The organism is Variovorax sp. HW608 (assembly GCF_900090195.1).
Lineage (GTDB): Bacteria > Pseudomonadota > Gammaproteobacteria > Burkholderiales > Burkholderiaceae_C > Variovorax.
The window spans coordinates 1846308-1873301 of record NZ_LT607803.1 but is presented as its reverse complement, the minus strand read 5'-3'; the positions used below and the strand labels follow the sequence as shown (position 1 = coordinate 1873301).

Genomic DNA, 26994 nt, shown 5'->3' with positions numbered 1-26994 from the left:
TGGAGAAAACACATGCCCCGCAAATTCATCGACCTCTCGATCTTTCTGGAAAACGACGTGGTGAGCGATCCACCCGCCTTCGCACCCAGGATCCAGTACTTCACGCACGAGAACACATTCGCGCAGATCGAACCCTTCTTCCCCGGCCTCAAGAAGGAAGACCTGCCGGACGGCGAAGGCTGGGCGGTGGAGCTGGTCCAACTCTCGACCCACAACGGCACGCACCTGGACGCGCCCTACCACTTCCACTCCACCATGGACGCCAAGACCGGGCAGAAGAAGCCCGCCATCGCCATCCATGACGTACCGCTGGAGTGGTGCTTCCAGCCCGGCGTGAAGCTGGACTTCCGCCACTTCGAGGACGGCTACGTGGTGACCGCGGGCGACGTGCAAGCCGAGCTCGCGCGCATCGGCCACACGCTCGAGCCGCTGGAGATCGTGGTGGTCAACACCCGCGCCGGCTCGCGCTACGGGAACGACGACTATGTGTCGGCGGGCTGCGGCATGGGCTACGAGGCCACCATGTACCTGCTGGAGCGCGGCGTGCGCCTGACCGGCACCGACGCCTGGAGCTGGGACGCGCCCTTCGTCCACACCGCGAAGAAGTATGGCGAGACGCACGACGCCTCGCTCATCTGGGAGGGCCACAAGGCGGGGCGCGACATCGGCTACTGCCACATCGAGAAGCTGCACAACCTGGAAGCGCTGCCGCCCACGGGCTTTTTCATCAGCTGCTTCCCGCACAAGATCCGTGGCGCCTCCGCGGGCTGGACGCGCGCGGTGGCGATCTTCGACGACGCGCTGATGGCCTCGAAATGACAGCGCTGGACCACACCCATGACGTGAACGCGCACAGTTGGCTGGAGTCAGCCAATGCAGCGGGCGCCGACTTTCCGATCCAGAACCTGCCGTTCTCGGTGTTCCGGCGCCGCGGCACGCAGCAGGCTTTTCGCGGCGGCGTCGCGATCGGCGACCAGGTGGTGGACCTGGCCGCGCTGGCCGCAACACCGGCGCTCGAAGGCGCCGCGCTGCAAGCCGCGCGCGCGGCGGCGCAACCGGCGCTCAACGACTTCTTCGCGCTCGGCCCCGCCGCCTGGCGTGCACTGCGCCACGCCCTGTTCGCGCTGCTGAAGGACGGCGCCGCGCCGGGGCAGCTGGCCCTGCTGCGCGACTGCCTCGTGCCTCAGCGCGAGGCGGAACACAGCGTGCCCGCGCGCATCGGCGACTACACCGACTTCTACACCTCGCTGGACCACGCGCTGAACTGCACGCGGCTGCTGCTCGCCGAGGGCGACGTGACGCCCAATTTCCGCTGGCTGCCCATCGCCTACCACGGGCGCGCCTCCACCATCGGCGTCAGCGGCCAGACGTTTCGCCGCCCCATGGGCCAGGTGATGCCGCCGGGCGCGAAGGCGCCGCTCTACCAGGCCTGCGCGCGGATGGACTACGAGCTGGAGCTGGGCATCTGGATCGGCCAGGGCAATGCCGCGGGCGAGCCCATTGCGATGGCGCAGGCGGAACAGCACGTCTTCGGCATCTGCCTGCTCAACGACTGGTCGGCGCGCGACATCCAGGTCTGGGAGATGGCGCCGCTCGGGCCCTTCCTGGCGAAGAACTTCGCCACCACCATTTCGCCCTGGATCGTGACCATGGATGCACTGGCGCCCTATCGCACTGCATGGCCGCGTCCCGCCACCGACCCGCAGCCGCTGGATTACCTGGATTCGCCCGCCAACCGCGAGGCCGGCGCCATCGACATCCGGCTGGAGGTCTGGCTGGAAAGCCAACGCGCGCGGCAGGAAGGCCGGGGGCCGGCGCGCCTGTCGTCCACGAGCTTCAGGCACCAGTACTGGAGCGTGGCGCAGATGGTCGCCCACCACACCATGGGCGGCTGCGCACTCAACCCGGGCGACCTGCTGGGCAGCGGAACCATCTCCGGCCCCGGGCCGGGCGAGGCCGGCGCCCTGCTCGAACTGGCCAGCGCGGGCCGGAATCCCGTGCCGCTGGGCGACGGCGACGAGCGCGGCTTTCTGGAAGACGGCGACGCGGTGCTGCTGCGCGGCTGGTGCGAGAAGCCGGGCGCCGCGCGCATCGGCTTCGGCGAGAGCCGGGGCACGGTGCTGGCGGCGCTCCGGTGACTGCGTCTTACTGACCCAGTGGATCGGAGGCCGACCGCGCGACCATGGAGTGCATCGGGCGCCGCAGTGTCGGGTCGAAGGGATTGATCTGCGTGGACAGTTGCCTGGCCTCAGCGGCCAGCATGTCCCGCACGATGGGTAGACGATCCTCGTTCAAGCGACTGGCATGGGTTCCCACCGACAGCGCGCCGACGACATGCCCCGTGCGGTCGAAGACCGGAATGGCCAGGCCGGCCATGCCTTCGATCAGGCCGCTGGACTTTCCGTAGTAGCCGAGATCGCGCGCCCGGGCGATCTCCGTGCGCAGGTAGACCTCGTCATAGACACCGTAGTGCCGGATGCGCGGCAGGTTGAACCGCAGCACTTCTTCGCGCTCGGCCTCGGGCAGGTGGGCGAGGATCACCATGCCTGCCTGCCCGACACCGAGCGCCACGCGGCCACCCACATCTCCGGTGAAGGTCCTGACGGGGTACTCGCCCTCGATCCTGTCGAGGCAGACCGCGTCGAAGCCGGACCGCGCGAGCAGCAGCACCGTGTCGCCCAGGCGGGCATTGAGCCTCAGCAATGCCGGCCGGGCCAGGGAGCGCAGGTCATTGACGGCGCCGGCCTTCGCTGCGAGACAAAAAAGGTCGAGGCTGAGGCGATAGAGCTTCTTCTGATCCGCCTGTTCCACGATGCCCTCGAGCATCAATCCTTGCAGGATCCGATGGGTCGTGGCCTGAGTCATGCCGAGCGCCTTGGCCAGATAGGTCACGCGAACGCCCTCGTGCTGCTGCTCTGAAATGGCGCGAAGCACCTGAAAGATGCGATGCGTGGCGCCGCGCTGGTGCGCTTCGATCTCGGCAGCGGCATCCGTGGTCGGAATGTTCGTTTGTTCCATGGCTCCCATTATTCCATTGACAGGAATAACTTGAATAAACATTCCGTCTATCGCGTTAACACCTAGGTCCGGCATCAAGCAGGGCACAAGAATTGCGATTCAAGAGCAATTTATTTTATTCATCGCGACGATCACGACGACCGCCGGACGGGGTATCCATGAGCTTCTTGCGAATCCAAACGCTGACCAAAAAGTACGGCGATCACCTGGCGGTCAGCGACTTCAACCTGGAGGTGAAGAAGGGCGAGTTCGTCTCGCTGCTCGGACCCTCGGGCTGCGGAAAGACAACGACCCTGCAGATGATTGCGGGATTCGTGGACGCATCGGCCGGCCGCATCGAGCTGGAAGGCAAGGACATCACGCGCGTCAAGCCCAATGCGCGAGGCCTGGGCATCGTGTTCCAGACCTACGCGCTGTTTCCGCACATGACGGTGCGCCAGAACGTGGAGTTCGGATTGGAGATGCGCAAGTGTCCGCAGGCCGAGCGTCGTGACCGGACCATGCAGGCACTGGCCCTGGTGCACCTGGATCAGCATCTCGACCGCTATCCGCGCGAACTGTCGGGTGGTCAACGGCAGCGCGTCGCGCTGGCGCGCGCATTGGTCATCCGGCCGCCCGTGCTGCTGCTGGACGAACCGCTCTCCAACCTCGATGCCAAGCTGCGCGAGGAGATGCAGTTCGAGCTGCGAGAGATCCAGCGCAAGGTGCGCACGACCACCATCATGGTGACGCACGACCAGGCAGAAGCCATGTCGATCAGCGACCGCGTGGTGGTCATGGAGGCCGGAAGAATCACCCAGGTCGACACGCCCCATCAGGTGTACGAGCATCCGCGCAACACGTTCATCTCCACCTTCGTCGGCAAGGCCAACCTCCTGCACGCCGAGGTCGTTGCAGACGGGGAAGACAGGACCTGCGCCGCCGTTGGACCTGTTCGCATCGCCTTGCCCTCGAATGCACCGAGAGGAACAGCGGCGGTCCTCGCATTGCGGCCGGAAAAGATCCGCTGCGGACAAGCCGGGACGGGCCGCTGCGACGGCCAGGTGAAAGAGCGCTTCTTCCTCGGCAACCTGTGGATCTACAGCGTGCTCACGCCGGTGGGCAGCTTGCTGGTCTCCTCGGTCAACGACGGGGACGCGCCGTTCGAGATCGACCAGACCGTTGGCGTGGATTGGGAAGACCGCAACGTCCGCGTGATCGGCGCCGGCGAGGCAGCGGCGGCATGAAGAACGGGTCGTCATGGCTGCCCTGGGGCATGGCGGCCCCCGCCCTGGCCCTGTTTGCGGTGATGCTGGTGGTGCCGCTGGCTCTGTGCGTGGTCCTGTCCTTCAATGCGTTCGACGCCGACAAAGGCGCGGTTGCCGGCACCTTCACGCTCACGCACTACCTGCAGGTCGTGCAGGATCCGTACTACTACGAGATCTTCTGGCGCACGCTGCGGATCTCCGCGCTCGTGACCTTGCTGTGCATCCTGATCGGCGCGCCGGAGGCCTACATCCTGAGCCGCATGGGGAAGCCATGGCGCTCCATCTTCCTGCTCATCATCCTGGCCCCTCTCTTGATCTCGGTCGTCGTCCGCGCCTTCGGCTGGAGCATGCTGCTCGGACCCGAGGGGCTGGTCAACGCGGTGCTGAAGCGGGCGGGCGTGGGCCCGTTGAAGCTGCTCTACAACGAGACGGCCATCGTGATCGCCTTGCTGCACGTGATGCTGCCATTCATGGTCATCCCGGTCTGGACCTCGCTGCAAAAGCTCGATCCCTGGGTCGAGAACGCATCGCTGTCGCTGTCGGCTTCGCACTTCACGACGCTGCGTCGCGTGGTGCTGCCGCAGGTGATGCCCGGAATTCTTTCGGGCAGCCTGATCGTCTTCGGGCTGGCGGCCAGTTCGTTCGCCATTCCCGGCCTGCTGGGCGGACGTCGGGTGAAGATGGTGGCCACCCTCATCTATGACGAATACCTCAACGCGTTGAACTGGCCACTGGGCGCGGCCATTGCGCTGATCCTGCTCGCGGCCAACCTCGTCATCATGCTCGGCTGGAACCGCGCGATCGAAGGCCGCTACAGGAAGACGCTGGGCTGAACGAGGAACGCAATGCAAAAGAACGGCCCCCTGGCACTCGCCTTCAACGCGCTGGTCATCGTCTTCATGCTGGCGCCACTGGTGGTGGTGTGCGTCGTCGCCTTCACGCCGACCGAGACGCTGACCCTGCCGACCACCGAGTTCTCGCTGCGATGGTTCGAGCGTGTGCTGCGCCATCCGGATTTCATCCAGTCGTTCTGGAACAGCCTGCGGCTCGCGTTCGCGGCGGCCACCATTTCCACGCTGCTGGCGGTGCCGGCAGCCATGGCCCTCGTGCGTTACGAGATTCCGGGCCGCGCCTTCCTGCAGGGCCTGTTCCTTTCGCCGCTGATCATTCCGCACCTGGTGCTGGGGGTTGCCATTCTGCGCATGCTGTCGCTCGTCGGCGGACAGGGCAGCTTCGGCTGGCTCAATGTGGCCCACGCTCTCATCGTGACGCCCTACACCATGCGCCTGGTCATGGCCGCACTCGTCGGCTTCGACCATTCGGCCGAACATGCGGCGGCCTCCCTGGGCGCGCGAGGATGGACCGTGTTCCGCCGCATCACGCTGCCGATGATCCTGCCGGGAATCACCGGTGGCTGGCTGCTGGCATTCATCAACAGCTTCGACGAGCTCACCATGTCGATCTTCGTGGTGTCGCCCGCGACGGTCACGCTGCCGGTGCGCATGTACATGTACGCCACCGAATCGCTGGACCCGATGATGGCCGCGGTGTCGGCGCTCATCGTGGCACTGACGCTGGGCCTGATGCTGCTGCTCGACAGGATCTACGGCCTGGACCGCATCGTCGTGGGAAAGCAGTGAGGGGTTCAAGTTGGCGATGACCCGCATTCAGCTCAAGCGCCTCAAAGAGCTCGACCGGCCACCCGTGGCCTTCGTCCTCGACGGCCAGCCGACCCACGCATTGAAAGGTGACACGGTATTGACCGCGGTCCTGACGCAGTCGGCTCGACTGCGCACCAACGAATTCAGTCGACTGCCGCGCGCCGGCTTTTGCGTGATGGGTGCCTGCCAGGATTGCTGGGTCCAACTGGCGGATGGGCGCTCGCTGCGCGCATGCCAGACCATGATCGAGCCGGGAATGCATGTCTGCACCGGCCGTGCGGCCGAGGGAGAGACGCTGTGATGCCGGCGCCGTCCTACGAATTGCAGCACCGGTCCGACCCCACGCTGCCTCCGATCGTCATCGGCGCGGGCCCTGCCGGCGTGCGCGCTGCAGCGACGCTGGTTGCCGGCGGACTGCAGCCCATCGTGGTCGACGAAAGTCCGAAACCAGGCGGCCAGATCTATCGACAGCCGCCGGAGGGGTTCTGTCGCACCGAACAGGAGCTGTACGGCACGGAGGCAGGGCGTGCGGTGGGCGTCCACACCACCTTCGACCGGATTCGGCCGGACCTGGATCATCGACCCAATACGATGGTCTGGAATGCGCAGCCGGACCTGCTGGATCTGATCCACGCGCCGACGCGCGAGGTGTCGAGTCTGCCTTGGCGCGATGTCATCGTGGCCACCGGGGCCACGGATCGCGTGCTGCCGCTGCCGGGCTGGACTCTGCCAGGCGTCTTCACACTCGGCGGTGCGCAAGTGGCGCTCAAGTTCCAAGGCTGCGCGATCGGGGATTCGGTCGTATTCGCCGGTACCGGCCCCCTGCTCTACCTGGTGGCCTGCCAGTACGCGAAGGCTGGCGCAAAGGTCGAGGCAGTGCTCGACACGGCACCGGCCAGCGCGCGCTACCGTGCGCTGCCTGCGCTGCTTGCCCAGCCCATGCTGGCTGCCAAGGGCCTGTATCTCACGGCCTGGCTGCGGCTCAACGGAGTCCCGATTCATCACGGCGTCGAACTGCTGCGCGCACAAGGTGCACGGTCGCTGGAGCATGTGCTTTGGCGTGACAGCGCTGGCCGGGAGAGGCGGACCGCATGCACTGCGATGGGACTGGGCTACGCGCTGCGTCCCGAAACCCAGCTTGCCGATCTGCTGGGCTGCGAGTTCGAGTTCTCGCCGCTGCATCGATGCCATGTCCCGCGCCTTCACGATTCGCGCCGCAGCTCGGTACCCGGCGTCTATCTGGCAGGAGACGGCGCCGGCATCCTGGGTGCGGACGCGGCCGAATGGTCCGGCGAACTCGCAGCATGGGCACTGCTCGAGGATCGCCAGTTGAACGTGGATCGTCGACGGATGTCGAAGCTGCGCCGAAAGCTCGCCGGGACCGAACGGTTTCGGCACGCGCTGGAGCGCGCCTTCCCTTTCCCCGAGAACTGGGCGGAGCGCGTCGATGACGAGTTGGTCGTTTGCCGCTGCGAGAACATCAGCGCAGGCGAGCTGCGCCAGACGGCGGTGCAGTGCGGCACCCGGGAACTGAACCGCCTGAAGGCCTTGAGTCGGGTGGGCATGGGCCGCTGCCAGGGGCGCATGTGCGCTGCCGCAGCCACGGAAATCCTGGCGCAAGCCCAGTCGGTGCCCCTGGCCCAGGTCGGCCGCTTGCGAAGCCAGGCGCCGGTCAAGCCCTTGCCCGTGGACGTGGTCGTTCGGGAGGACGCCCATGCATGAGCAACTGGCATGCGACGTTGCAATCGTCGGCGGCGGCATCATGGGCAGTGCCACCGCCTTGTTCCTGCGACGACGGGGCCTCTCGGTGATCCTGCTGGAGCGCGACCTGTGCGGCTCGCGCTCCAGCGGCATCAACTTTGGCGGCGTGCGCCGCCAGGGTCGTCCGCTGGCTCAATTGCCGCTTGCCCAGCGCTCGCATCAGCTCTGGGGTCGCCTCGGCGAGCTGATCGGCACCGAGGCCGAGTACGAGCGCAGCGGGCACTTCAAGATCGCGCGCAGCGAGGCCGACATGGAATCGCTGGCACGCTATGCCGAACGAGCCAAAAGCCATGGCCTGGGCCTGCGATTGATCGAGGGCGCGAGCGCACTGCGTGCGCAGTTTCCGATGGGCGGCGAGAAGATCTTCGGTGGCTCGCTCTGCCCGGAAGACGGCCAGGCCAACCCTCGGCTGCTGTCGCCAGCCTTTGCCCGCGCCGCTGAGGCGGCCGGCGCCGACGTGCGCGAACTCGCCCCGGTGCAATCGGCCGAGCACGATGGATCGCGCTTCGTCGTTCGTGCCCGTCAGCACGAGCGGGACATCCAGGTCAAGGCGTCGGCGCTGGTCAACTGTGCCGGTGCATGGGCGGGTCCTTTCGCAGCCCAGTTCGGCGAAGCCGTCCCCATGCAGTCGACGCCGCCGGCCATGGGGGTGACCGAACCCTTGCCGTTCTTTCTGCCGTGGAGCCTGGGGGTCGAGGGCGGCGGCATCTACTGCCGCCAAGTCCGGCGCGGCAATGTGGTGTTCGGCGGCGGTCGCGGCTATCTCATGGACGGTCTGCGCGCGCGGTCGACGCACGCCACGATGCTGGGCCAGCTGCGCCAGATCGTCGACCTGCTGCCCCAACTGCGGCACGCGCAGGTGATCCGCACCTGGAGCGGCACCGAAGGGCGCCTCGCCGACGGCCAGCCCGTCATCGGGTCGAGCGCACGCCGTGCCGGCCTGTTCCACGCATTCGGCTTTGCCGGAGCCGGCTTCCAGCTGGGGCCGGGCGTCGGCGATGCGCTCGCGGAGCTGATCGCCGAGGGCCGGACCAGCACGCCGATCGAGGCGTTCTCCATCCAACGATTTCTTCAACCCGAAACTTGAACTTCAAGAGGTCTCTATGCCACAGTTCTCCCACAAAAAGTCGCTCGTCGCTTCGACCGCCTGTGCCTTGTCGTTGCTTCCGATGACCGCTGCGATGGCGCAGACAAAGACGCTCTACATCGGCATGAACGGCGGGAACATGGAGCGCACCTACACGGAGTTCGTGTTCCCGGCGTTCGAGAAGGCCAACAACGTCAAGGTGGTGGTCGTGCCGGGCACCTCGACGGACATCCTGGCGAAGGCCCAGGCCGCCAAGGGCAGCGCGCAGATGCACGTCATGGTGCTGGACGATGGCGTGATGTACCGCGCCATCGGCATGGGACTGTGCGAGAAGCTCAAGCCCTCCCAGAATCTTTCGGCCGTTCCGGCTGTTGCGCACATGAAGGACGATTTCGCCGTCGGCCTGTCGATGGGATTGACCGGCCTCGCCTACAACACGAAGTATTTCGCCGACAAGGGCTGGGCGGCGCCGACCTCGTGGGGGGACCTGGCCGATCCGAAGTACAAGGGCAAGGTGGTGGTGCAGTCCATGCCCGCCTCGTCCTTCGGCCTGCACGCATTCCTGATGTTCAATCGCCTGAAGGGCGGAACCGAGAAGAACGTGGAGCCTGCTTTCAAGGCCTGGCCCACCACCATCGGGCCCAACGTCGTCGAGTACATCCCCAACTCGTCCAAGGTCGTCGAGATGATGCAGGCCGGCGATGCGGCGCTGTTTCCGTACACCTTGACCCAGGTCGAGCTGATGAAGTCCAAGGGGATCCCCATGGAGTTCGCAGCGCCCAAGGAGGGCGCCGGCGTGCTGCTCACGGCGCAGTGCGTTCTGTCGAACAACCCCGATGCGGCGCTCGCCCAGAAGCTGGCGGAGTACCTGATCAGCCCCGAGGCCCAGACCGCAGCGATGGAGAACGGCTCCTACAACCCCGTCACGCCCAAGGCGACGTTGAAGGGCAAGGCTGCGGACGAGCAGGACCGCATGAACAACATGCTCAAGAGTGCGGTCACCTTCGATTGGGACGTCATCAATGCGGAGCGCCCCGAATGGAGCAAGCGTTGGAATCGGACCGTGGAGCGCTGAGCACAACATGTCTGACCTGAAAAATCGCAGCATTGCTCTGCTCGCCGGTCTCGGCGTGGATTGTTCCGAACTCGACAAGGGCGCGCTCACGGCACGCACGCCCATCGACGGCACGACGCTTGCCAGTCTCGGGACCCATGACGCTGCGGCCGTGGCAAGTCGCGTTGCCGCCGCAAAGGCTGCCTATCTGCAATGGCGCGAGGTGTCGGCGCCGGCGCGCGGAGAGCTCGTAAGGCTTCTGGGCGAGGAGCTCCGCGCAGCCAAGCAACAGCTCGGCGAGCTCGTGTCGATCGAAGCCGGGAAGATCCTCAGCGAGGGCCAGGGCGAAGTCCAGGAGATGATCGACATCTGCGACTTTGCCGTTGGCTTGTCGCGCCAACTCTATGGGCTGACCATTGCCTCCGAGCGTCCTGGCCATCGGATGATGGAGACCTGGCATCCGCTCGGTGTCGTGGGGGTGATCACCGCGTTCAATTTCCCCGTCGCCGTATGGGCCTGGAACGCGGCGCTGGCCTTGGTCTGCGGCAATGCCGTGGTCTGGAAGCCTTCGGAGAAGACCCCGCTCGCTTCCCTTGCCTGCCAGGCGATATTCGATCGCGCCGTGCAGCGCTTCGGCAAAGCGCCCGCCTGCCTCAACCAGGTCGTGATCGGGCTGCGCGAGACCGGAGAAGCCCTGGTCGACGATGCACGGGTTGCGCTGGTTTCGGCCACCGGCAGCACGCGCATGGGCCGCGAGGTAGGACCGCGGGTTGCCAAACGTTTTGGCCGATCGCTGCTCGAGTTGGGCGGCAATAACGCGGTCATCGTGACGCCCAGTGCCGACCTCGACCTGGCCGTGCGCGGCATCGCCTTTGCGGCCGCGGGAACGGCTGGCCAGCGCTGCACCACCACCCGTCGCCTCATCGTTCACTCCAGCATCAAGGACGCGCTCCTTTCACGCCTGAAGAAGGCGTTCGCCGGCTTGCCGATCGGAAGTCCGCTGGACGCCGGCACGCTTGTCGGGCCGCTGATCGACGAGCAGAGCTTCGATGGAATGCAAAGTGCGATCGGCTCGGCAATTGCCGAGGGGGGTGTTGCCACCGGGGGAGAGCGGGTACTGCAGGATCGGTTCCCAGGGGCCTTCTATGTTCGTCCTGCCATCCTGGAGATGCCGGGTCAGACCCCGACAGTGCGCCACGAGACCTTCGCCCCCATCCTGTACGTGCTGACGTACGAGGATTTCGCCGACGCCCTGGCCTTGCAGAATGACGTGCCACAAGGTCTGTCGTCCGCAATATTCAGCAATGACCTGCGGGAGACCGAATACTTCGTTTCCGCAGCCGGCTCGGATTGCGGCATCGCCAATGTCAACATCGGCACCTCCGGCGCGGAGATCGGTGGCGCGTTTGGCGGCGACAAGGAAACGGGCGGCGGTCGGGAATCCGGATCGGATTCCTGGCGGGCCTACATGCGGCGAGCCACCAACACGGTCAACTACTCGCGAGAGCTGCCGCTGGCGCAGGGCGTCAAGTTCGACGTCTAGGGAGGAAGCGCACGCCCCGGCTGCGACGCGGCAAAATCGCAATCCAGCGCATGCCGCGCGATGAGACACATGAAGGCTCACATCTTGGATCGCTCTTCCGCTTCGCTCGGGCACGCATCAGACTATCGGATCGAGGAAAGCGTCGCCTACCTGATCCGGCGGATTCTCATGCTGACACGTACCGGACTCGACGCTCGCTTGCGAGCATCAGGCGGCCCGACGGGCACGCAGTGGCGTCTGCTGCACTATCTCCACCTGCGGGGGCCGCTGCAGGTGGCGGAATTGGCCAGATTCTGCGAGATCGACCCTCCCGGCATGACTCGCCTGATCGATCGCCTGGAGCGCCAGGGCCTGTGCCGACGACTCCGTGCACCGGCTGACCGCAGGGTGGTCAATGTCATGCTCACGGAGCGCGGAAGGGAGGCCGCCGAGCGACTCGCGCCCGAACTGCGGCAAATCCAGGCCGAGCTCCTTCTTGGTTTCGAAGAGGCGGAGATCGGCGAGCTGCGCGGGTTGCTCGAGCGAATCGTCGACAACGCCCAGGCCCGCGCAAGTCCTCCTCCCAACGTCTGACCCCGTGCTCCCAAGTGAGCCAACCGGCATCCTCGGGGGTACCACTTACTTGTGCACGTGCACGACGCCGGTCATGAACGGGTGCACGGTGCAGTAGTAGGCGTAGTCGCCTGCCTTCGGAAACGCGACCTCGTACTGATCGTCGGTATCCATCGCCTTCGAGGCGATGACCTTTTCCTGCCCCTGTGCGCTGGAAACCGTGTGCGGCACCTCGTCGTGATTGATCCAGCGCACCCTGGATCCGGGCGCGATCGTGATCTCCTTGGGTCCGAAGCTGAACTTGCTGACGTCGACGGTCGTCACGGCGTCGGCGGCAACGCTGGCCGACAGCCCCGCCGCGACGCCTGCGACCAGCACGATCCCCGCACCCCAGAGTTTCAGGTGGCCTCGATGGAACATGGCGCAGCTCCTCTTCAGCCTTCGAGCGGCCGGTCGACCATGGCCAGCTCGCGCTTGCCGCGCACCACGCTGATCTGCCGCGTGCCGAGCAGCTTTCCGAGTTCGCCGGCCGGGACCTTGACCGGGCCGGGTTCGCCGATCCCTTCCTGGCCCGGTGTGGGCAGGGGATAGGCCAGCGACATCGCCGTGTGCATCGCAACGCTGCCTTCGACCTTCTGCAGCACCTGGTGGATGTGCCCGTTGAGGACCGTGACCGATCCGTAGGGGCGCAGCATCGCGATCAGCTGGGCGGAATCGGCGGTGCCCCAGCCCCAGGGCTCCCAGACCGTCCAGAGCGGGATGTGCGCCATCACCACGATCGGCGTCGAGCGCGAGACACCGGCGAGATCGCTCTTGACCCAGGCCAGTTGCTCGTCGCCCAGCCCGGCCAGCATGCCGGCCTTGAAATTGAGCGTATTGGTCAGCCCGATGAAGTGGACGCCGCCCTGGTCGAAGCTGTACCAGGCGCGGCCCTTGCCGTCGTGGTCGAAGAACTTCAGATAGCCGTTGACCCCATCGTCGATCGTGTCGTGCTCGCCCGGCACGGTATGGACGCGGTCGACGTGGAGCTCCTTGAGGATCTCCTTGGCGTTGCCGAATTCCTCGGGTTTCGACAGGTGGCTGACATCCCCCGTGTGCACGACGAATGCCGGCGCCTGCGGCAGGGCATTGATGTCGGCGATGGCGTGGCGCAGGCTGCCGACGACATCGGGGTTGGCTTCCTTGCGAAAGCCGATGTGGGTGTCGCTGATCTGGACGAAGGTCAGCGTATTGCCTGCCGCCGCCGGCGGCGGCGCGCCGGCACCGGTGGCGCCGAGGGCGCGCGGTATGCCGCCGCTCACGGTCCAGACAACTGCCGCGCCGCTCCATGCGGACAGACACCTGAGGGCCTCACGACGGCCGGGACTGTGCGTGTTCATCTGCTTGCTCCTTTTCACGGGTTGAAGGTCGTTGCAAGCTGCTATACGCAGGCGGGCCGGGATTTATTCCCGCGGAATAGATTCCATCCACGCGCAGTCAATGCTTCGTGTGTACCGGCGACAGGACTTCCAGATGCCCTTGACCACCCATCACCTGCGCCTGGGCTCGGGCCTGGTCCTGATGAGCTACATCTCGCTGCACCTCATCAATCACATGCTGGGCATAGTGTCGCTGTCGCTCGCGGAGGCCGGGTTGCGCCTGGCGATCCGGCTCTGGCAGAGCCCGCCGGGCACGGTGCTCCTGTACGGTGCGTTCGCGCTGCACTTTGCGCTGGCCTTGCACACGATCCACCAGCGCCGCCACTGGCAGCTGCCGGCCAGGGAGTGGCTGCGCCTGTGGTCGGGCTTCAGCCTGCCCTTGCTGCTGATCGGCCACGCGGTGAACACGCGGGTCGCGACCTCGTTCTACGGTTTCCATCCGAGCTACGAGAAGATCATTGCCGGACTGATCTCCGGCGGCTCGCAGGGCTGGCAGATCGCCTTGCTCGCGCCCGGCTGGGTGCACGGTTGCATGGGCCTGTGGATCACGCTGCGTCGCCATGTCCAGTCGCGCCGCATCCGGCTCGCATTGGCCACGCTGTTTGTCGCGGTGCCGCTGCTCTCGGCGGCGGGGTTCCTGCGAATGGCCCGCACCATCGAGCCTCACGAAGCCCTGCTCGTGGCCCATGCGGCCGAGGCGCGGCCCCGTGCGGCGCCGCTCGCTTCATGGCGCCACGTGCTGCTGGGCGCTTACCTGTCGCTGATCGTCGGCTCGTTCGTTGCCGGCCGATGGCGCGATGCCGGGTCGCGTGACGCGGCAGCGCCCTGACCCCAAGCCGCTTTCGGCACTTGTTCACGCTTTGGGAGTCCCTGCATGCGAGGTCACGAATATTCCGAGCGTCGCCACCGTACTGCACGACGAGGCTGAGAGGCCTCGACCACGGCACAGGTGGTGCCGCTCAACCCAGGAGATCATCATGCGTACATCCAAACTCGCCCGCGCCACTGGCACCCTCTTCCTTCTCGCCGCACTCGGTGCAGCCGCCCATGCCGAGGGCGGCATGACACGCGCGCAGGTCAAGGCCGATCTGGCCGAGGCGATTCGAAGCGGCAACATGCTCGCCGCGGGCGAAAGCGGCCTGACGCTGCGGGAGCTGAACCCGCAGCGCTACCCCGCGCCGGTCATGGCAGAGGGCAAGACGCGCACACAGGTCAAGGCGGAACTCGCCGACGCCATCCGGACGGGCGACATCATGGCCAACGACGAAAGCGGGCTGAAGGCCAACGAGGAGCATCCGCAGCGCTACCCGTCGCACGTCGTCGCGGCGGGCAAGACACGCGCGCAGGTCCAGGCCGAACTGGCCGAAGCGATCCGGACGGGCGACATGCTCGCGAGCGACGAAAGCGGCCTGAGGCTCAACGAGGAACACCCGCAGCGCTACGCCAGGCCGCGGGCGACGATGGCCGCCGAGGCAGCCACGGTTTCGGGCAGCGCTGCCGCGCAGTGAAGCGTCTGCGCGGGCTGGCATGCCAGGTTCCAGACGTCTTCGCATCCTGCGTCCAGCCGGAGCGCGTTCGGTCCGGCTGGCGAGCGGGCTCGTGCTGTTCGTCTATGTCGGGACGCACCTGCTGAACCATTCGCTCGGCAATGCCTCTCTGGCATGGCTCGAGCGAGGCCTGCTGGTGCAGAAGTTCATCTGGCAGGCGTGGCCCGGCACGATCCTGCTGTACGGCGCACTGGCGATCCATTTCTGCCTCGGCCTGTGGGCGCTCTACGAGCGGCGTGCGCTGCACTGGACGCCGAAGGAGGTCGCGCAGCTCACGCTGGGCCTGTGCATACCGCCGCTCCTGGCCAACCATCTCGTCAACACGCGAATCGCCTTTGCCGCGTTCGGCCTCGACAAGGGCTATGCCCAGTTGCTGTATTCGCTCTGGATCGCCCAGCCGTCGTTCGGCCGGGTGCAGTTGGCGCTGCTCGTGGTGGCCTGGGTGCATGGGTGCTTCGGCATCTGGTTCTGGTTGCGACTGAAGCCGTGGTTCGGCGCGTGGCGCAGTGTGCTCACGAGCCTCGCGGTGCTCTTGCCGGTGCTCGCCTTGCTGGGCTATCTGCAGGGCGGCCGCGAGGTGGTGGCGCTGGCGCAGAACCCGGGCTGGCGTGCCCAGGCGCTCGCCCAGACCGTCGTCGGGACGCCAGCGCAAGACCGCTGGCTCGTCGACCTGCGCAATGACTTTCTTCTCTTCGCCGGTGGCGCACTGTTGCTGGTGCTTTCGGCGCGCGGGGCACGCTCGCTGTGGGAGCGCAGCAGAGGCCGGGTCTGCGTGCGCTATCCGGACGGGCGGCAGGTCCACGTGCCGCTCGGATTCTCGGTGCTGGAGGCAAGCAGGATCGGGGGCATCCCCCACGCAAGCGCCTGCGGAGGCCGTGCCCGGTGCTCGTTGTGCCGGGTGCGTGTCGTCGGCGACGCCAGGCTGCCGGCGCCGCGGGAGGCGGAACGACGCGTGCTGGCACGCCTGGACGCCGACCCGCGCTTCGTGCGCCTCGCATGTCAGCTGCGTCCGAAGGCCGATCTTGCCGTGTGGCCCCTGGTGCCGCCGGCGAGCTCCAAGGCCTTCGAGCCGGGCCGGCGATGGGGCGCCATGCCGAAGGAGCGATTCGGTGCATTCATGTTCGTGGACATGCGCGACTCCACGCGGCTCGCCGCGGAGCAATTGCCGTTCGACAGCCTGTTCCTCGTCAGTCGCTTCCTGGCTGCGACCTGCGCCGCGATCGTGCAGGAAAGCGGCTTGCCGAACCAGTTCCTGGGCGACGGCGTCCTCGCCATATTCGGCCTGGCGACCGACCCCGCCACCGCATGCCGCCAGGCGCTCGCCGCGGTGCCGCGGATCGCCATGAACATCGCGGCACTGAACGAGGCGATGGGACCGCAGTTGCGACAGCCCATCCGCTTCGGCATCGGCGTGCACTGTGGCCGCTCGGTCATGGGCGAGATCGGCTTTCGCGAGCACGTGACATTCACCGCGTTGGGCGATGCGTTGAACGTGGCCTCCAGGCTTCAGCAGTTGACCCGCGAGGTCGGCTGCGAGGCCATCGTCTCGGACGCGGTGTTCCGCCATGCCGGAATCCCGGCCGGCCTGCTGGCGCCGCTCGATGCACGCCTGCGCGGCCGTGACGAGGCGGTCGCTGTCCGCGTTCTGCCCGACGCGCGGCAGATGCCTCGCTTGGACGCATGAGCGTTCCGGCCAGCTGCCCCGGTCAAATTGCGACGAATTGCATCAGGCGTCGGCCAGCGCCGGACGCTGCCCGTTGGATAAGGAGGCCCCGCTGGGGTCTTCTCTTTTCGAAACCCAGGAGCTCGAATGAAATTCAACAAGCGCAGTGTCGCGGCAACCGTCGTGACTCTTTTCATGGCCGCGTTGTCCGGCACCGTCGCCCATGCGCACGGCGGCGGCGGCGGCGGCGGCGGCGGTGGTGGCGGCGCTGGCGGAAACGGCCCAGGCGGCGCAGGGCCAGGCAACTCGGCTGCCGCCGTCGGCCATGGCGGTGCGCCCGCAACGGCGGCAACGGCCGGCCACCACGGCTCGCCTGCGGCAAGCCACACGGCAGCCGCCCCCAACCATGGACACCACGGTCATCACGGACACCATGGCGTCGCCACCGTCGCCCATGCAAGCCCTGCGACCCATGCAACCGCTGCGACTCCTGCAATTCCTGCAATTCCGGCGACGCCCGCAGTCCCGAGTGTCCGCGGCGGTCCGGCAACGCCGGCGGTGCCTGCAACCCCTGCCGTTCCACCCGTGAACAAGTAGCCAGGCTCCCGCCGGTTCGCCATCTCAATTCGCCGCATCGTGGCCCAGCGCGATGCCCCAGCGAAGCAGGTACCAGCGCCACTTGGGAATGGCATGAAACGACCGGGTAGTGCCGTTGCGGCTGGCGACCGCCCGGCCCTTGGACATCTGTAGCGTGATCGAGTGCGCGGAATCCGGGCCCGCCTTGCAGGTCCAGTTCCGGCCGCTGGCGATTGCGCAGGGTGCCAGCTTGCCCGACGGCTCGCCGCTACCCACGACCCAGAACAGCACTTCGCCGCGTGCCCGCAGCGCGCGGAATCGATATCGGTCGCTCGCCTTCAGTCTTCCGCTGCAACGCCGGCCCTGCCATCCGCCGCCCGTGCAGTCGACCGTGTAGATGGTTCGCTCGTTCTGCAATGTGATCCAGTCGCTCGCCCAGACGAGGCCGGCGACCACCAGCAGGGCCGCAATGGCAAAGAGCCATGCCCCGACCCTCATCCTCGCGAGCGGCACTTGCGGTTCAGATTCCACGTCTCCAGCTTCTTCCATAACCCACCACAGAACGACGATTAGAACAGCTTGCCGACATTGAACAGCGTCAGCAAGCCCAGCATGCCGAAGATGGCGGCAGCCACGCCATGGACGAGGCGCATCGATACCTTCTGGGCGATCCTGTCACCAAGGAAGACTGCTGGAACGTTCGCCAGCATCATCCCGACGGTCGTGCCCAGCACGACCTGCACCACGTCGGTATAGCGAGCAGCCAGAGCCACGGTTGCGATCTGGGTCTTGTCACCCATCTCCGCGAGGAAGAAGCCGACGACTGTCGTGCCGAAGACCCCGAAACGGCTGCCGCTGCCAGCGGTTTCCTCATCGAGCTTGTCGGGGATCAGCATCCAGCCGGCCATCGCCAGGAACGAGATGCCGATGACCCAGCGCAAGAGATCCGGCCCGAGCATGTGGGCGACCCAACCGCCCAGCGCGCCTGCGGCCGCGTGGTTCACGATCGTGGCGACGAAGATGCCCGCAATGATCGGCCAGGGCCGTCGGAACGTGGCGGCGAGAACGATCGCGAGCAACTGGGTCTTGTCGCCCATCTCACCGAGCGCGACAACGCCGGTGGACACGAGAAATGCTTCCATGAAAGAGAAATCCAGGGGCCGGAAACGCAAAGACCACCCCGCATCCCCGGCCCAATCCGGAGGCGGTGTGGTCAAAGGTCTTGCCAGGCCGTGAAGCTGCTCGCGCCATGGCCTATGGGCCAAGTGTGTTGACGCGAGCCCCCGCGTTGCGCAGGTCAGCTACTCCCCAATGACTGAGGGCGCGATTCTAGCTCAGCAGGCAAGGTGCGCTCAGAACGGGGAGGTGATGCCGGTGTAGTCGCCGATCACGTAGGCACTGTAGGGCGCATTCATCTGGACTGCGGTGCTCGGGCTGAAGCCGGGATCGTTGATCGTTCCATAGGTGGCAACGATCTGCATCGAAGGGTTGACCTCGATCACCTGGTCGTTGAATTGATCGCTGATCAGGGTGTTGCCGGTCGCCAGCCGTACCGCGCGGGTCGGCAGCGGCGCCGGGTTGCTGCCCGGCCGGGTGTTGGTCACGTACTGCCAGACGGGCACGTCCTGACTGTTGACTTCCACGATGCGGGCGTTGTTGGAATCGGTGATCAGCGTATTGCCCGACGCCAGCCGGCTTGCGAACGCGACACCGCTGACGCTCCCCTGCGCGGTGAACGTCGCGACGATCTGGCTGGGCATCGTGTGCGTGACTTCGATCGCGCGGTTGTTGTTCTCGTCGGAGATCAGGATGTTGCCGTTGGCGAGCAGCTCGGCGGCGTTGGGATTGCTGAGCTGATTCGGGCCGGAGCCGGCAACGCCGTTCTGCCCGTATTGCCACACGATGGCGTTGTCCGCCGGGCGCACTTCGATGATGCGCTGGTTGCCCTGGTCGGTGATCAGGATGTGTCCGTCCGGCAGGAAGGTGTTCTGCACCGGTGTATTGAGCTGGTTGGGCCCGAAGCCGGTCACGTTGAATTGCCCATACTGCCAGATGATGTTTCCGTTGGGATCGACCAGGATCACGCGGTTGTCGGCACAGCCTGACTTCTTGCAGTTCTTGGTGGCACCGGCCGGGATGCCCGTGCCCGACATCAAGGTGTTCACCCCGACGCGTTCGGCGTCGTTGGTGCCGACGATCGCGCCTGCCGACGTGTTTCCGTGGCCGCTGCCGAAGCTCCAGACGATCGTCCCGCTCGGGTCGATCTCGATCACTCGGTTGTTGAACTGATCCGTGATCAGGATGTTCCCCGGCGTATTGAACGGGCCGCCCGCGCTCGTGCCCGCCAGGCACCCAAGAGTCACGGCTGCAACGAGGGTCGCCAGGGGGCCGACGCGCCCAGCACCCCTTCGGGTGCGCATCAGGATGGATGAGTTCATCGTGTTTACTCCGTTGTTGGACCACGAACCATCCCCGCGTCGCGGGGACACGCGGTAAATTCCGAAACGGCCCTACGAGGTTCAATTCCTGCGCCAATAACATCCCCGACAAGGAGGGGATCGACCGGGAACACTTCCTTGCGACACAAGCGCAAAGTGAAAGACCGGCACGCGGCTGCGGCGACGAAGGCCGTACGGCGTGCCCTCGCCCCCTTCACGCTCGGCGTGACGGCCGCGTTGTCGTGCCCTGTCGCCGCGCCGGCAGCGCCGTCGGCCGACAGTGGCTGGCCGGAGTATGGCGGCGACGCCGGCGGGCGACGCTACAGCGACGCGGCGCTCATCACGCCCGCCAACGTCGACGGGTTGCGCCAACAATGGCTCTATCGCACCGGCGACGCGTCGAGCCGCGCTGCAGCGCTGATGCGTCGTGTGAAGTTCGAGACGACACCCATCCTCGTCGCCGACAAGCTCGTGCTGTGCTCGTCGTTCAACGAAGTCATCGCCCTCGACCCGGCGACGGGTGTCGAGGCCTGGCGTTACGACCCGAAAGTCGCGACCGATCGGCGGCCTGCGAATCGCTACAACTGCCGCGGCGTCGCGCAGTGGCGCGATCCCGCGGCGCCGGCCGACGCGCCCTGCGCGCTGCGCGTTCTGAGCGCGACGACCGACGCGCGCCTGATCGCACTCGATGCGCGCACCGGCCTGGCCTGCGCCGGCTTCGGCAAGGCAGGCCAGATCGAGATCGACACCGGCGAGCTTCTGCGGCCAGGCGAATTCCAGGTGTCGTCGGCGCCGGTCGTGGCCGGCGACGTCGTGATCGTCGGTTCGTCGATCGACGACAACGCCCGCGTCTCGGCGCCCTCTGGGCGCGTGCGCGCGTTCGACGCACGCAGCGGCGCGCCGCGCTGGAGCTGGGAGCCACTCGTGCCGCAAGCCGGCACGAAGACGGGCGCGGCAAACGTCTGGGCGCCGATGTCGGTCGACGCGCAGCGCGGCCTGGTCTTCCTCCCGACCTCGAGTCCCAGCCCGGATTTCTACGGCGGCCTGCGCCCGGGCGCGAACGAACACGCGGATTCGGTGGTCGCGCTGCATGCGTCCGATGGCAGCCTCGCCTGGGCCTTCCAGATCGTCAAGCACGACGTCTGGGACTACGACGTCCCGGCGCAGCCGACGCTGGCCACGCTGGCCATCGCCGGCCGCCCGCGCGACGTCGTGATCCAGGCGACCAAGCAAGGCTTTGTCTTCGTTCTCGACCGCGACACCGGCGCGCCGGTCTTCCCGGTGGAGGAGCGTGCCGTGCCGCAAGGCGGCGCGCCCCGCGAGATGCTCTCGCCGACGCAGACCTTTCCTTCCGACATGCCGGCGCTGGTGCCGTCGACGCTTCGCGCGGACGACGCGTACGGCTACACCTGGTGGGACCGCGGTGCCTGCCGCGATCGCATCGCTGCGTTGCGCGGCGAAGGCCTCTACACACCGCCGAGCGTGCAAGGAACGATCCTCTTTCCGATGACCGGCGGCGGCGTCAACTGGGGCGGCGTGGCGGTCGATCCGCGCGGCGTCGTCTTCGTCAACACGACCCGAGCCGCTCACGTCGTGCGTCTCATCCCGCGCGCCGACTTCGCGGCGACCAAAGCGGCGAACCCGCGCAAGGAAGTGAGCCCGCAGTCCGGAGCGCCGTTCGCGATGATCCGGGAGACGCTGCTTTCGCCGATCGGCGCGCCCTGCAACCCGCCGCCTTGGGGAACGATCGCTGCACTCGACCTGAATCAGCGCAAGATCCTTTGGGAGGTACCGCTCGGGACGACCGAAGACATCTTCCCGCTCGGCATTGCACAGGCGACCGGCACGCCGAACTTCGGAGGACCCGTCGCGACGGCCAGTGGCCTGGTGTTCATCGGCGCAACCATGGACCGTTACCTGCGCGCGTTCGATTCGGCGAACGGCGCCGAGTTGTGGCGTGGCCGACTTCCCGCATCGGCGATGGCCACGCCGATGACTTACGTCTGGCACGGACGCCAGTACGTGGTCGTCGCCGCCGGCGGCCACGGTGAGGTCGGAACAGAAACCAGCGATGCCGTGGTCGCCTTTGCGTTGCCCGTGCCGGGAGAATCAACGCGGACCGTGTGGGACCGGACGATCGATCAGCCCGGCGGCCGGGCGGCGCTGCGGATCGGCGCCATCGCCCTGGGCGTCGTCGCTCTTGTTGCTCTGCTGCGGCGCTGGCGCCGGCGACGCAGGCGCCGCGCCTGAGGGCGTTGCGTTCGGGAGCGGCAAATCCGGCTGGTGGGTAGAGAGTGGAATGGCCGATCAAGATCCTGGCCATCAATCCGGTCCCTGGACGACGTCAACTCCGTAGACCTCGAAGCTGCGGAACGAATCCGATTCGATGCGCTGCGCCACGGAGGTCAATTCATAGGCCGAGATGGCTGACGCGATACTCGTCGTGAGCGTCAACAGGATGAACTGGCTGGCGAGCGACGGGAACACTGCGCGCAGCGCCGGAACCAGCACGATCTTGCGGAAGATCGCGAGTTTGTGTAGTCCCAATGCGAGCCCCGCCTCGATCCGACCTTTGCCGATGGATTGCACGCCGCCGCGGATGATCTCGATGGCGTATGCGCCCCCGTTGACGCCCAGAGCGATGATTGCAGTCGGCGTCGGATCGATGCGGATTCCGGCCAGCGGCAGCGCGAAGAAGACGAAATAGATCTGCACGAGGAAGGGGGTGTTTCGAACCACCTCGACGAAGCTGATCACGAGCCAGCGCAAGAACGAGTGCCTTGAATCTCTCAGCATCACGCCGCCGATGCCGATGATGGTTGCCAACACCATTCCGGCGAACGCCAACCCCAATGTCCCGGCACAGCCCTTGAGGAGGTCCGAGAAGCCTGCGACGACGGGGCCGAAGTCGAATTGGTGATTCACTGCAATTGCTCCGACGAGATGTGCAGAGGACGGCAGATGCGCCGTGCCAACGCAGCCGTCGCGGGTCGAGGCTTGCCAGGGGACTCGCCGGTGATGCAGGGCGCGCCACCTGCTTGAAGAACTTCTCTTTTCACTTTGTCTCCTTCGACGGTCATCTGTGACCTATTGGGGAAGGCGGATGCAAGGCACTATCGAGCTGCTTGCGAGGCCGCCGACACGGCTGCCCGCAATCCAAGCAGGTAGCTATCAAGCCCAAAGCCGCATATCTGCCCTTTTGCAATCTCGGCAAACACCGAGTGGTGACGAAAGCTCTCACGGGCATGAATGTTCGACATATGCAGCTCGACGATCGGAACCGTCAGGATCGCGAGCGCGTCGCGAATACCGTAGCTGTAGTGGGTCCACGCGCCGGCATTGATCAGCACTGCGTCCACGCCGTCCGCGAAGCCCTGATGGATGCGCTCGCACATGGCAGATTCGCTATTCGTCTGGAAGCTTTCGACTTCCGCGCCAAGCTCTCGGCCGAGGGATTGGAGTTGCCCATCGATCTCGGCCAGTGTCACGGTGCCGTACTGAATCGGATCGCGCTTGCCGAACATGTTGTGGTTGATACCGTGCAGCATCAGGACTCTCATTGCATCTCCTTTTTCAGACCAGCGGGATCTTCATGCGATCGATGAGGCCTCGCGTATCGGGACGGACGCCGCGCCACCACGCGAAGGCCTCGGCGGCCTGCTCGACCAGCATGCCCACGCCGTCGGCCAGCTGCGCGGCGCCTGCGTTCTGCGCCAGGCGCAGGAACGGGGTGAGACCCTTTCCATAAACGAGCTCGTAGGCCAGCTTTGTGCCTTTCAGGACTTCGGCGGGCAGGGGCGGCAGTTCGCCCTTCAGGCTTGCGGAAGTCGCGTTGACGACGATGTCGAAGTGCTGGCCGGACAGGTCGCCGTAGCCCGACGCGATCACCTCTCCGTACGGCGCGAACCTGTCCGCCAGCGCCACCGCGGTTTCGAGCGTGCGATTCGCCAGCACCAGGACCGACGGCCGTTGTGCGAGGAACGGCTGCAGCGCTCCACGCGCAGCGCCGCCGGCGCCGAGCAACAGGACGCACGCGCCCTTGATCTCGACCCCCAGGTTGCGCGTGATGTCGGCTACCAGCCCCACACCATCGAAGTTGTCCGCGTAGATCCGGTCGCCTTCGAACTTCAGCGCATTGGTGGCGCCGGCCAACTCGGCTCGCTCAAGGCGATCCGTCGCAAGCTCGAACGCCTGAAGCTTGAACGGCGCGGTGACGTTCATGCCGCGTCCACCTGCATCGCGAAACGCATGCACGGCGCCGGCGAAGCCGTCGAGGGGACCTTCGATCGCGGTGTACTCGATGTCCTGCCCGGTCGACTGCGCGAAGCTGCCGTGGATCATGGGAGACTTCGTGTGTCCGATGGGATTGCCGATGACGGCGTAGCGGTCGGTCATGATGTGCGTCCTTCTCACTTGCTGTAGAGCACGCCATCGGCCCGCATGGCGGCGATCTGTGTATCGCTGAAGCCGAGGCCGGAGGCGATCTCGGCGTTGTGCTCGCCCAGATCAGGTGCCACCCGCGTCTGCGTGGTGTCGCAGTCCGAGAACCGGAACGGCAGATTGGGGAGCCGAATCGCACCGAGCGCCGGGTGCTGCTGTTCGATCACCATGCCGCGGGCCTGGATCTGCGGATCGGCAAGCACCTCGTCGATGCGTTGCACCTTGGCGCACGGCACATCGATTGCGTCGAGCAGCCTGAGTACTTCCGCAACCGGCCTCGCTTCGACCCATGGGCGCACGACATTCAGGATCTCGAGCCGGTTCTCATTTCGCCCGGCCGCGGTGTGATAGCGCGTGTCGTCGCCGAAACCTCGCGGGCCACCGTTCTCGGCCACGAGCGCGGCGAATCGCTTCCATGCGTCGTCCACCTGTGCGGCGATCACAAGGTCGCCATCCTGCGCGCGGAACACGCCATAGAGCGTGGAGTTCGGCATGTCGTGTCCCGTCTGCACCGGCACCTCCCTGCCACCAGACAGCGTGTAGCACTGGACTGCGTACTCGTGCATCGAGACCAGCGTGTCGTACAGCGCCATGTCGATGTGCTGGCCCCTGCCCGATTTCTCGCGGCCAAGCAGTGCAGCATTGATAGCGGCGACCGCGTGGATGCCGGTGTACATGTCGCCGAGCGAGATGCGAAGCAGCGGCGGCGCTTCGCCCGGATTGCCGACCATCTGCATGATGCCGCTCTTGGCTTCGGCGATCAGGCCGAAACCTGCCCGGTGCGAATCCGGCCCGGTGTGGCCGTAGGCGGAGATCGAGCAATAGACGAGACGCGGATTGCGTGCCGCCAGTTCCTCGTACCCCAGGCCCAGCTTCTTCAGTGCGCCCGGACGATAGTTTTCGATGAACACATCGGCGCTATCCACCAGTTTCCGCATCAATTCATTGCCGCGCGGATCCTTGGTGTTGACGCACAGCCCCTTCTTGCCCATGTTCTGCTGCAAGAAGTAGCCGCTATGGTCGCCGACGAACCAGGCGTGCTGGCGCCCCGCGTCGCCGGTGCCCGGGCGCTCGACCTTGATGACCTCCGCACCCAGCGCTGCCAGGCAGCGGCCGACGTACGGGCCTGCCAGAAAGTGGCTGTAGTCGATGACGCGAATGCCCGCCAGCGGGAGTGCCTGTCGCGTGCTCATGCGGGCCTCCTGGGAACCATCACGCGGTGCTCGCCCTTCTGGACCACTTCGTCGCGTTGATTGATGAGTTCGGACGGGAGCACCAGGATGCCCCAGCCGGGACGGCTCTTGGATTCACGCTTGCTGCCGACGTGGAACTTCACGCGCACCGCGTCACCGAGCTTGATGGGGCCGATGAAGCTCCATTCCCACCCGAGCGACATGCCGGGCATGAAGCGCATGTCGCTCTTCGTCTTGAGTCCGTCCGCGATCGACAGGCCGAACAGACCGTGCGCCACGCGCGTTCCGAAGGGCGTGGTCCGGGCATAGGCCTCGTCCGTGTGCACCGGTGTGTGGTCGCCCGTGAGATCGGCGTAGGCCATCACACGTGCCTCAGTGACTTCGTACGGAGGGCTGATGCACTCCTCGCCGACGACGGCGTCGTCCCAGTATTTGTCTTCGATGGTGGTCATGGTGTGTCTCTGATGGATGAGGTTCATGCGCGAGGGTCGATGGCCAGCGCCTGCGCCACGGCACCGGTGCTCGCCTGGATGAATTCGACGGCCAGACCGTCGGGCAGGCGCAGCCAGTTGCGGCCCTGCGGCATCTCGGCGACTGCGAAGGCTTGCGCGGCGGCGAGAGCGGCCTCGAGGTCCTCGCACATCACGCCGATGTGGCCCAGCCGGCCCTCAGGCCCGGCGAAGTCGGGCTTGGCCATGAACTGCATGCCGCCCAGCGTCCAGTACTGCACCGGCTCCTCGGCCGTGCCCTGCACCTCGCGCATCGTCATGCCGCACACCTCCTGAAAAAACCGGATGTGCCAGTGGATGTCACTGACCCAGATGGCAACGTGCTCGACATAGGCTCTGGTCGCGGCGCTCATTTGGCCTCCAGGCGACGCTCGATGCCCTTGATGGCGGCGACCAGGGTCTGGTTGACCGGCGTTGGCACGTTGAACTTCCGGCCACCGCGCACGACGGATCCATTGATGAAGTCGATCTCGGTGATCGAGCCTTTCTCCAGGCTCTGCAGCATCGAAGTCTTGAACTCGTAGGGCAGGCCTTCCGCCGCCATCACCCAAGCGTCACGCGGCTCCTTGATCGACAAGGTGACGCCGCTTGCCTTGGCCACCGCCATGGCCTCGGCGACTGCCGCGATCGCCGTGGCCTCGATCTCCGGCACCGCATAGAGGCTGCCATAGACCTGCCCCGTGATGCCGCTCAAGGCGCCTGTGGAAACGTTGATCAGGAGCTTGTCCCACATCACGCCCATGATGTTGTCGCTGACCTCGCAGGGCAGGTCGGCACGCTCGAACTCCGCGGCAATTGCCTGGGCGCGTGGTGTCATCGAGCCATCGAACTCGCCGATCACGGTGCGCTTGCCGCGGGTTCCCGCGATGACGTGGCCCGGTCCGAGCAGCACGCCGCCCACATAGGTCTTGCCGGCGAGGACGTGCTCGCGGCCCACGACCTCGGAGAGAATCTCCTCGTGGCCCATGCCGTTCTGCAAGGACATGACCGCCGTTTCGGGCCCGATGATCCCTTTTGCGCCTTCGATGGCCGCTCTGGTGTGGAATGACTTGACCAGAACGATCACCAGATCGGCGGGCTCCAAGCCATGACTGTCCAGCGCCGCGCGAACCTTGACGACGCGCTCGGTGTCGCCGCCCTTCAGCCGCAGGCCATCGCGATTGATGGCTTCGACATGCGCCTCGAATGGGTCGATCAGCGTGACTTCGGACCCCGCTGCGGCGAGGGTGCCGCCGATGGCACAGCCCAATGCACCTGCGCCCAGAAAGTAGATCTTCATGCGTGTCT

The 26994-nt window shown here is 66.2% G+C and carries 29 protein-coding genes and 1 riboswitch; of the genes, 15 read left to right on the top strand and 14 right to left on the bottom strand.

Going from position 1 to position 26994, the window contains the following annotated elements; translation table 11 throughout:
• Positions 1-12 precede the first annotated feature (12 nt).
• Both VAR608DRAFT_RS08670 and fahA read left to right on the top strand, forming a co-directional pair.
• Positions 13-819 (top strand): cyclase family protein, encoded by an 807-nt coding sequence (locus VAR608DRAFT_RS08670; RefSeq protein ID WP_088953697.1) that lies wholly within the window; start codon positions 13-15, stop codon positions 817-819.
• Positions 816-2138 carry a fumarylacetoacetase gene (gene fahA / locus VAR608DRAFT_RS08665; protein WP_088953696.1) on the top strand — a complete coding sequence of 441 codons (1323 nt, stop codon included), beginning with the start codon at positions 816-818 and terminating at the stop codon, positions 2136-2138. Before VAR608DRAFT_RS08670 ends, fahA begins: the two co-directional genes overlap by 4 nt.
• 7 nt (positions 2139-2145) lie before the next feature.
• Here fahA and VAR608DRAFT_RS08660 read toward each other — a convergent pair whose 3' ends face one another.
• Complete coding sequence (locus tag VAR608DRAFT_RS08660; RefSeq protein WP_088953695.1) at positions 2146-3018, bottom strand: IclR family transcriptional regulator; 873 nt, start codon at positions 3016-3018, stop codon at positions 2146-2148.
• A gap of 158 nt (positions 3019-3176) precedes the next feature.
• Between VAR608DRAFT_RS08660 and VAR608DRAFT_RS08655 the strand changes: the two genes are divergently transcribed.
• From VAR608DRAFT_RS08655 to VAR608DRAFT_RS08615, 9 genes are all read left to right on the top strand, one after another.
• Positions 3177-4244 carry an ABC transporter ATP-binding protein gene (locus VAR608DRAFT_RS08655; RefSeq protein WP_088953694.1) on the top strand — a complete coding sequence of 356 codons (1068 nt, stop codon included), beginning with the start codon at positions 3177-3179 and terminating at the stop codon, positions 4242-4244.
• Positions 4241-5098, top strand: a complete 858-nt coding sequence (locus VAR608DRAFT_RS08650; protein WP_088953693.1) for an ABC transporter permease — start codon at positions 4241-4243, stop codon at positions 5096-5098. The genes VAR608DRAFT_RS08655 and VAR608DRAFT_RS08650 overlap by 4 nt, the downstream gene beginning before the upstream one ends.
• Before the next feature lie 12 nt (positions 5099-5110).
• Positions 5111-5905: an ABC transporter permease gene (locus tag VAR608DRAFT_RS08645; RefSeq protein WP_088953692.1), complete on the top strand. Its 795-nt coding sequence runs from the start codon at positions 5111-5113 to the stop codon at positions 5903-5905.
• 16 nt (positions 5906-5921) lie between these two features.
• The gene (locus VAR608DRAFT_RS08640; RefSeq protein ID WP_172843967.1) at positions 5922-6227 is read left to right on the top strand and encodes a (2Fe-2S)-binding protein; all 306 of its coding nucleotides are present in this window, start codon (positions 5922-5924) and stop codon (positions 6225-6227) included.
• Complete coding sequence (locus VAR608DRAFT_RS08635; RefSeq protein ID WP_088953690.1) at positions 6227-7648, top strand: FAD/NAD(P)-dependent oxidoreductase; 1422 nt, start codon at positions 6227-6229, stop codon at positions 7646-7648. The genes VAR608DRAFT_RS08640 and VAR608DRAFT_RS08635 overlap by 1 nt, the downstream gene beginning before the upstream one ends.
• Entirely contained in the window at positions 7641-8774 is a 1134-nt protein-coding gene (locus tag VAR608DRAFT_RS08630) for an NAD(P)/FAD-dependent oxidoreductase (RefSeq protein ID WP_088953689.1), read from the top strand. Before VAR608DRAFT_RS08635 ends, VAR608DRAFT_RS08630 begins: the two co-directional genes overlap by 8 nt.
• A gap of 94 nt (positions 8775-8868) precedes the next feature.
• Positions 8869-9849 carry an ABC transporter substrate-binding protein gene (locus VAR608DRAFT_RS08625; protein ID WP_443082925.1) on the top strand — a complete coding sequence of 327 codons (981 nt, stop codon included), beginning with the start codon at positions 8869-8871 and terminating at the stop codon, positions 9847-9849.
• Between the two features lie 7 nt (positions 9850-9856).
• The gene (gene amaB, locus VAR608DRAFT_RS08620) at positions 9857-11371 is read left to right on the top strand and encodes an L-piperidine-6-carboxylate dehydrogenase (RefSeq protein ID WP_088953687.1); all 1515 of its coding nucleotides are present in this window, start codon (positions 9857-9859) and stop codon (positions 11369-11371) included.
• A 69-nt stretch (positions 11372-11440) separates the two neighbouring features.
• Positions 11441-11944, top strand: coding sequence for a MarR family winged helix-turn-helix transcriptional regulator (locus VAR608DRAFT_RS08615; protein WP_157730742.1), 504 nt, complete (start codon positions 11441-11443; stop codon positions 11942-11944).
• A gap of 45 nt (positions 11945-11989) precedes the next feature.
• On the opposite strand, the gene VAR608DRAFT_RS08610 is transcribed toward VAR608DRAFT_RS08615, so the two are convergent.
• Complete coding sequence (locus VAR608DRAFT_RS08610; RefSeq protein ID WP_197700496.1) at positions 11990-12343, bottom strand: cupredoxin domain-containing protein; 354 nt, start codon at positions 12341-12343, stop codon at positions 11990-11992.
• A 14-nt stretch (positions 12344-12357) separates the two neighbouring features.
• Entirely contained in the window at positions 12358-13302 is a 945-nt protein-coding gene (locus VAR608DRAFT_RS08605) for a metallophosphoesterase family protein (protein WP_088953685.1), read from the bottom strand.
• Positions 13303-13435: 133 nt separating this feature from the next.
• On the opposite strand from VAR608DRAFT_RS08605, the gene VAR608DRAFT_RS08600 reads away from it, so the two are divergent.
• The 3 genes from VAR608DRAFT_RS08600 to VAR608DRAFT_RS08590 all read left to right on the top strand — a co-directional run bounded on the left by VAR608DRAFT_RS08600 (position 13436) and on the right by VAR608DRAFT_RS08590 (position 16572).
• Entirely contained in the window at positions 13436-14170 is a 735-nt protein-coding gene (locus tag VAR608DRAFT_RS08600) for a hypothetical protein (RefSeq protein WP_088958686.1), read from the top strand.
• A 148-nt stretch (positions 14171-14318) separates the two neighbouring features.
• Positions 14319-14849: a DUF4148 domain-containing protein gene (locus tag VAR608DRAFT_RS08595; protein WP_172843823.1), complete on the top strand. Its 531-nt coding sequence runs from the start codon at positions 14319-14321 to the stop codon at positions 14847-14849.
• 19 nt (positions 14850-14868) lie between these two features.
• A complete protein-coding gene (locus VAR608DRAFT_RS08590; protein ID WP_088953683.1) occupies positions 14869-16572 on the top strand; it encodes an adenylate/guanylate cyclase domain-containing protein in 1704 nt (567 codons plus the stop codon).
• A gap of 42 nt (positions 16573-16614) precedes the next feature.
• Here the strand turns inward: VAR608DRAFT_RS08590 and VAR608DRAFT_RS37405 are convergent, their stop codons facing one another.
• The 4 genes from VAR608DRAFT_RS37405 to VAR608DRAFT_RS08570 all read right to left on the bottom strand — a co-directional run bounded on the left by VAR608DRAFT_RS37405 (position 16615) and on the right by VAR608DRAFT_RS08570 (position 19616).
• A complete protein-coding gene (locus VAR608DRAFT_RS37405; RefSeq protein WP_172843822.1) occupies positions 16615-16878 on the bottom strand; it encodes a hypothetical protein in 264 nt (87 codons plus the stop codon).
• A 294-nt stretch (positions 16879-17172) separates the two neighbouring features.
• Positions 17173-17658, bottom strand: coding sequence for a hypothetical protein (locus VAR608DRAFT_RS08580; protein ID WP_088953681.1), 486 nt, complete (start codon positions 17656-17658; stop codon positions 17173-17175).
• A 38-nt stretch (positions 17659-17696) separates the two neighbouring features.
• A complete protein-coding gene (locus VAR608DRAFT_RS08575; RefSeq protein WP_088953680.1) occupies positions 17697-18269 on the bottom strand; it encodes a TMEM165/GDT1 family protein in 573 nt (190 codons plus the stop codon).
• A 9-nt stretch (positions 18270-18278) separates the two neighbouring features.
• A riboswitch (yybP-ykoY riboswitch) is annotated at positions 18279-18449 on the bottom strand.
• Between the two features lie 30 nt (positions 18450-18479).
• Positions 18480-19616 (bottom strand): outer membrane protein assembly factor BamB family protein, encoded by a 1137-nt coding sequence (locus tag VAR608DRAFT_RS08570; protein ID WP_443082924.1) that lies wholly within the window; start codon positions 19614-19616, stop codon positions 18480-18482.
• 105 nt (positions 19617-19721) lie between these two features.
• Here VAR608DRAFT_RS08570 and VAR608DRAFT_RS08565 point away from each other — a divergent pair, with 105 nt between their 5' ends.
• On the top strand, positions 19722-21815 hold the full coding sequence (locus VAR608DRAFT_RS08565) for a pyrroloquinoline quinone-dependent dehydrogenase (RefSeq protein ID WP_197700495.1): 2094 nt from the start codon (positions 19722-19724) through the stop codon (positions 21813-21815).
• A 72-nt stretch (positions 21816-21887) separates the two neighbouring features.
• Here the strand turns inward: VAR608DRAFT_RS08565 and VAR608DRAFT_RS08560 are convergent, their stop codons facing one another.
• The 7 genes from VAR608DRAFT_RS08560 to VAR608DRAFT_RS08530 all read right to left on the bottom strand — a co-directional run bounded on the left by VAR608DRAFT_RS08560 (position 21888) and on the right by VAR608DRAFT_RS08530 (position 26986).
• Positions 21888-22490, bottom strand: a complete 603-nt coding sequence (locus VAR608DRAFT_RS08560; RefSeq protein WP_088953678.1) for an amino acid ABC transporter permease — start codon at positions 22488-22490, stop codon at positions 21888-21890.
• A gap of 188 nt (positions 22491-22678) precedes the next feature.
• On the bottom strand, positions 22679-23125 hold the full coding sequence (gene aroQ, locus VAR608DRAFT_RS08555) for a type II 3-dehydroquinate dehydratase (RefSeq protein WP_088953677.1): 447 nt from the start codon (positions 23123-23125) through the stop codon (positions 22679-22681).
• A 13-nt stretch (positions 23126-23138) separates the two neighbouring features.
• Entirely contained in the window at positions 23139-23960 is an 822-nt protein-coding gene (gene aroE, locus VAR608DRAFT_RS08550) for a shikimate dehydrogenase (protein WP_088953676.1), read from the bottom strand.
• A gap of 14 nt (positions 23961-23974) precedes the next feature.
• The gene (locus VAR608DRAFT_RS08545) at positions 23975-25198 is read right to left on the bottom strand and encodes a CaiB/BaiF CoA transferase family protein (RefSeq protein WP_088953675.1); all 1224 of its coding nucleotides are present in this window, start codon (positions 25196-25198) and stop codon (positions 23975-23977) included.
• Positions 25195-25650 (bottom strand): MaoC family dehydratase, encoded by a 456-nt coding sequence (locus VAR608DRAFT_RS08540; RefSeq protein ID WP_088958684.1) that lies wholly within the window; start codon positions 25648-25650, stop codon positions 25195-25197. Before VAR608DRAFT_RS08540 ends, VAR608DRAFT_RS08545 begins: the two co-directional genes overlap by 4 nt.
• 23 nt (positions 25651-25673) lie before the next feature.
• Positions 25674-26060, bottom strand: a complete 387-nt coding sequence (locus tag VAR608DRAFT_RS08535; RefSeq protein WP_088953674.1) for a VOC family protein — start codon at positions 26058-26060, stop codon at positions 25674-25676.
• A complete protein-coding gene (locus VAR608DRAFT_RS08530) occupies positions 26057-26986 on the bottom strand; it encodes a ketopantoate reductase family protein (RefSeq protein WP_088953673.1) in 930 nt (309 codons plus the stop codon). The genes VAR608DRAFT_RS08535 and VAR608DRAFT_RS08530 overlap by 4 nt, the downstream gene beginning before the upstream one ends.
• Positions 26987-26994 lie beyond the last annotated feature (8 nt).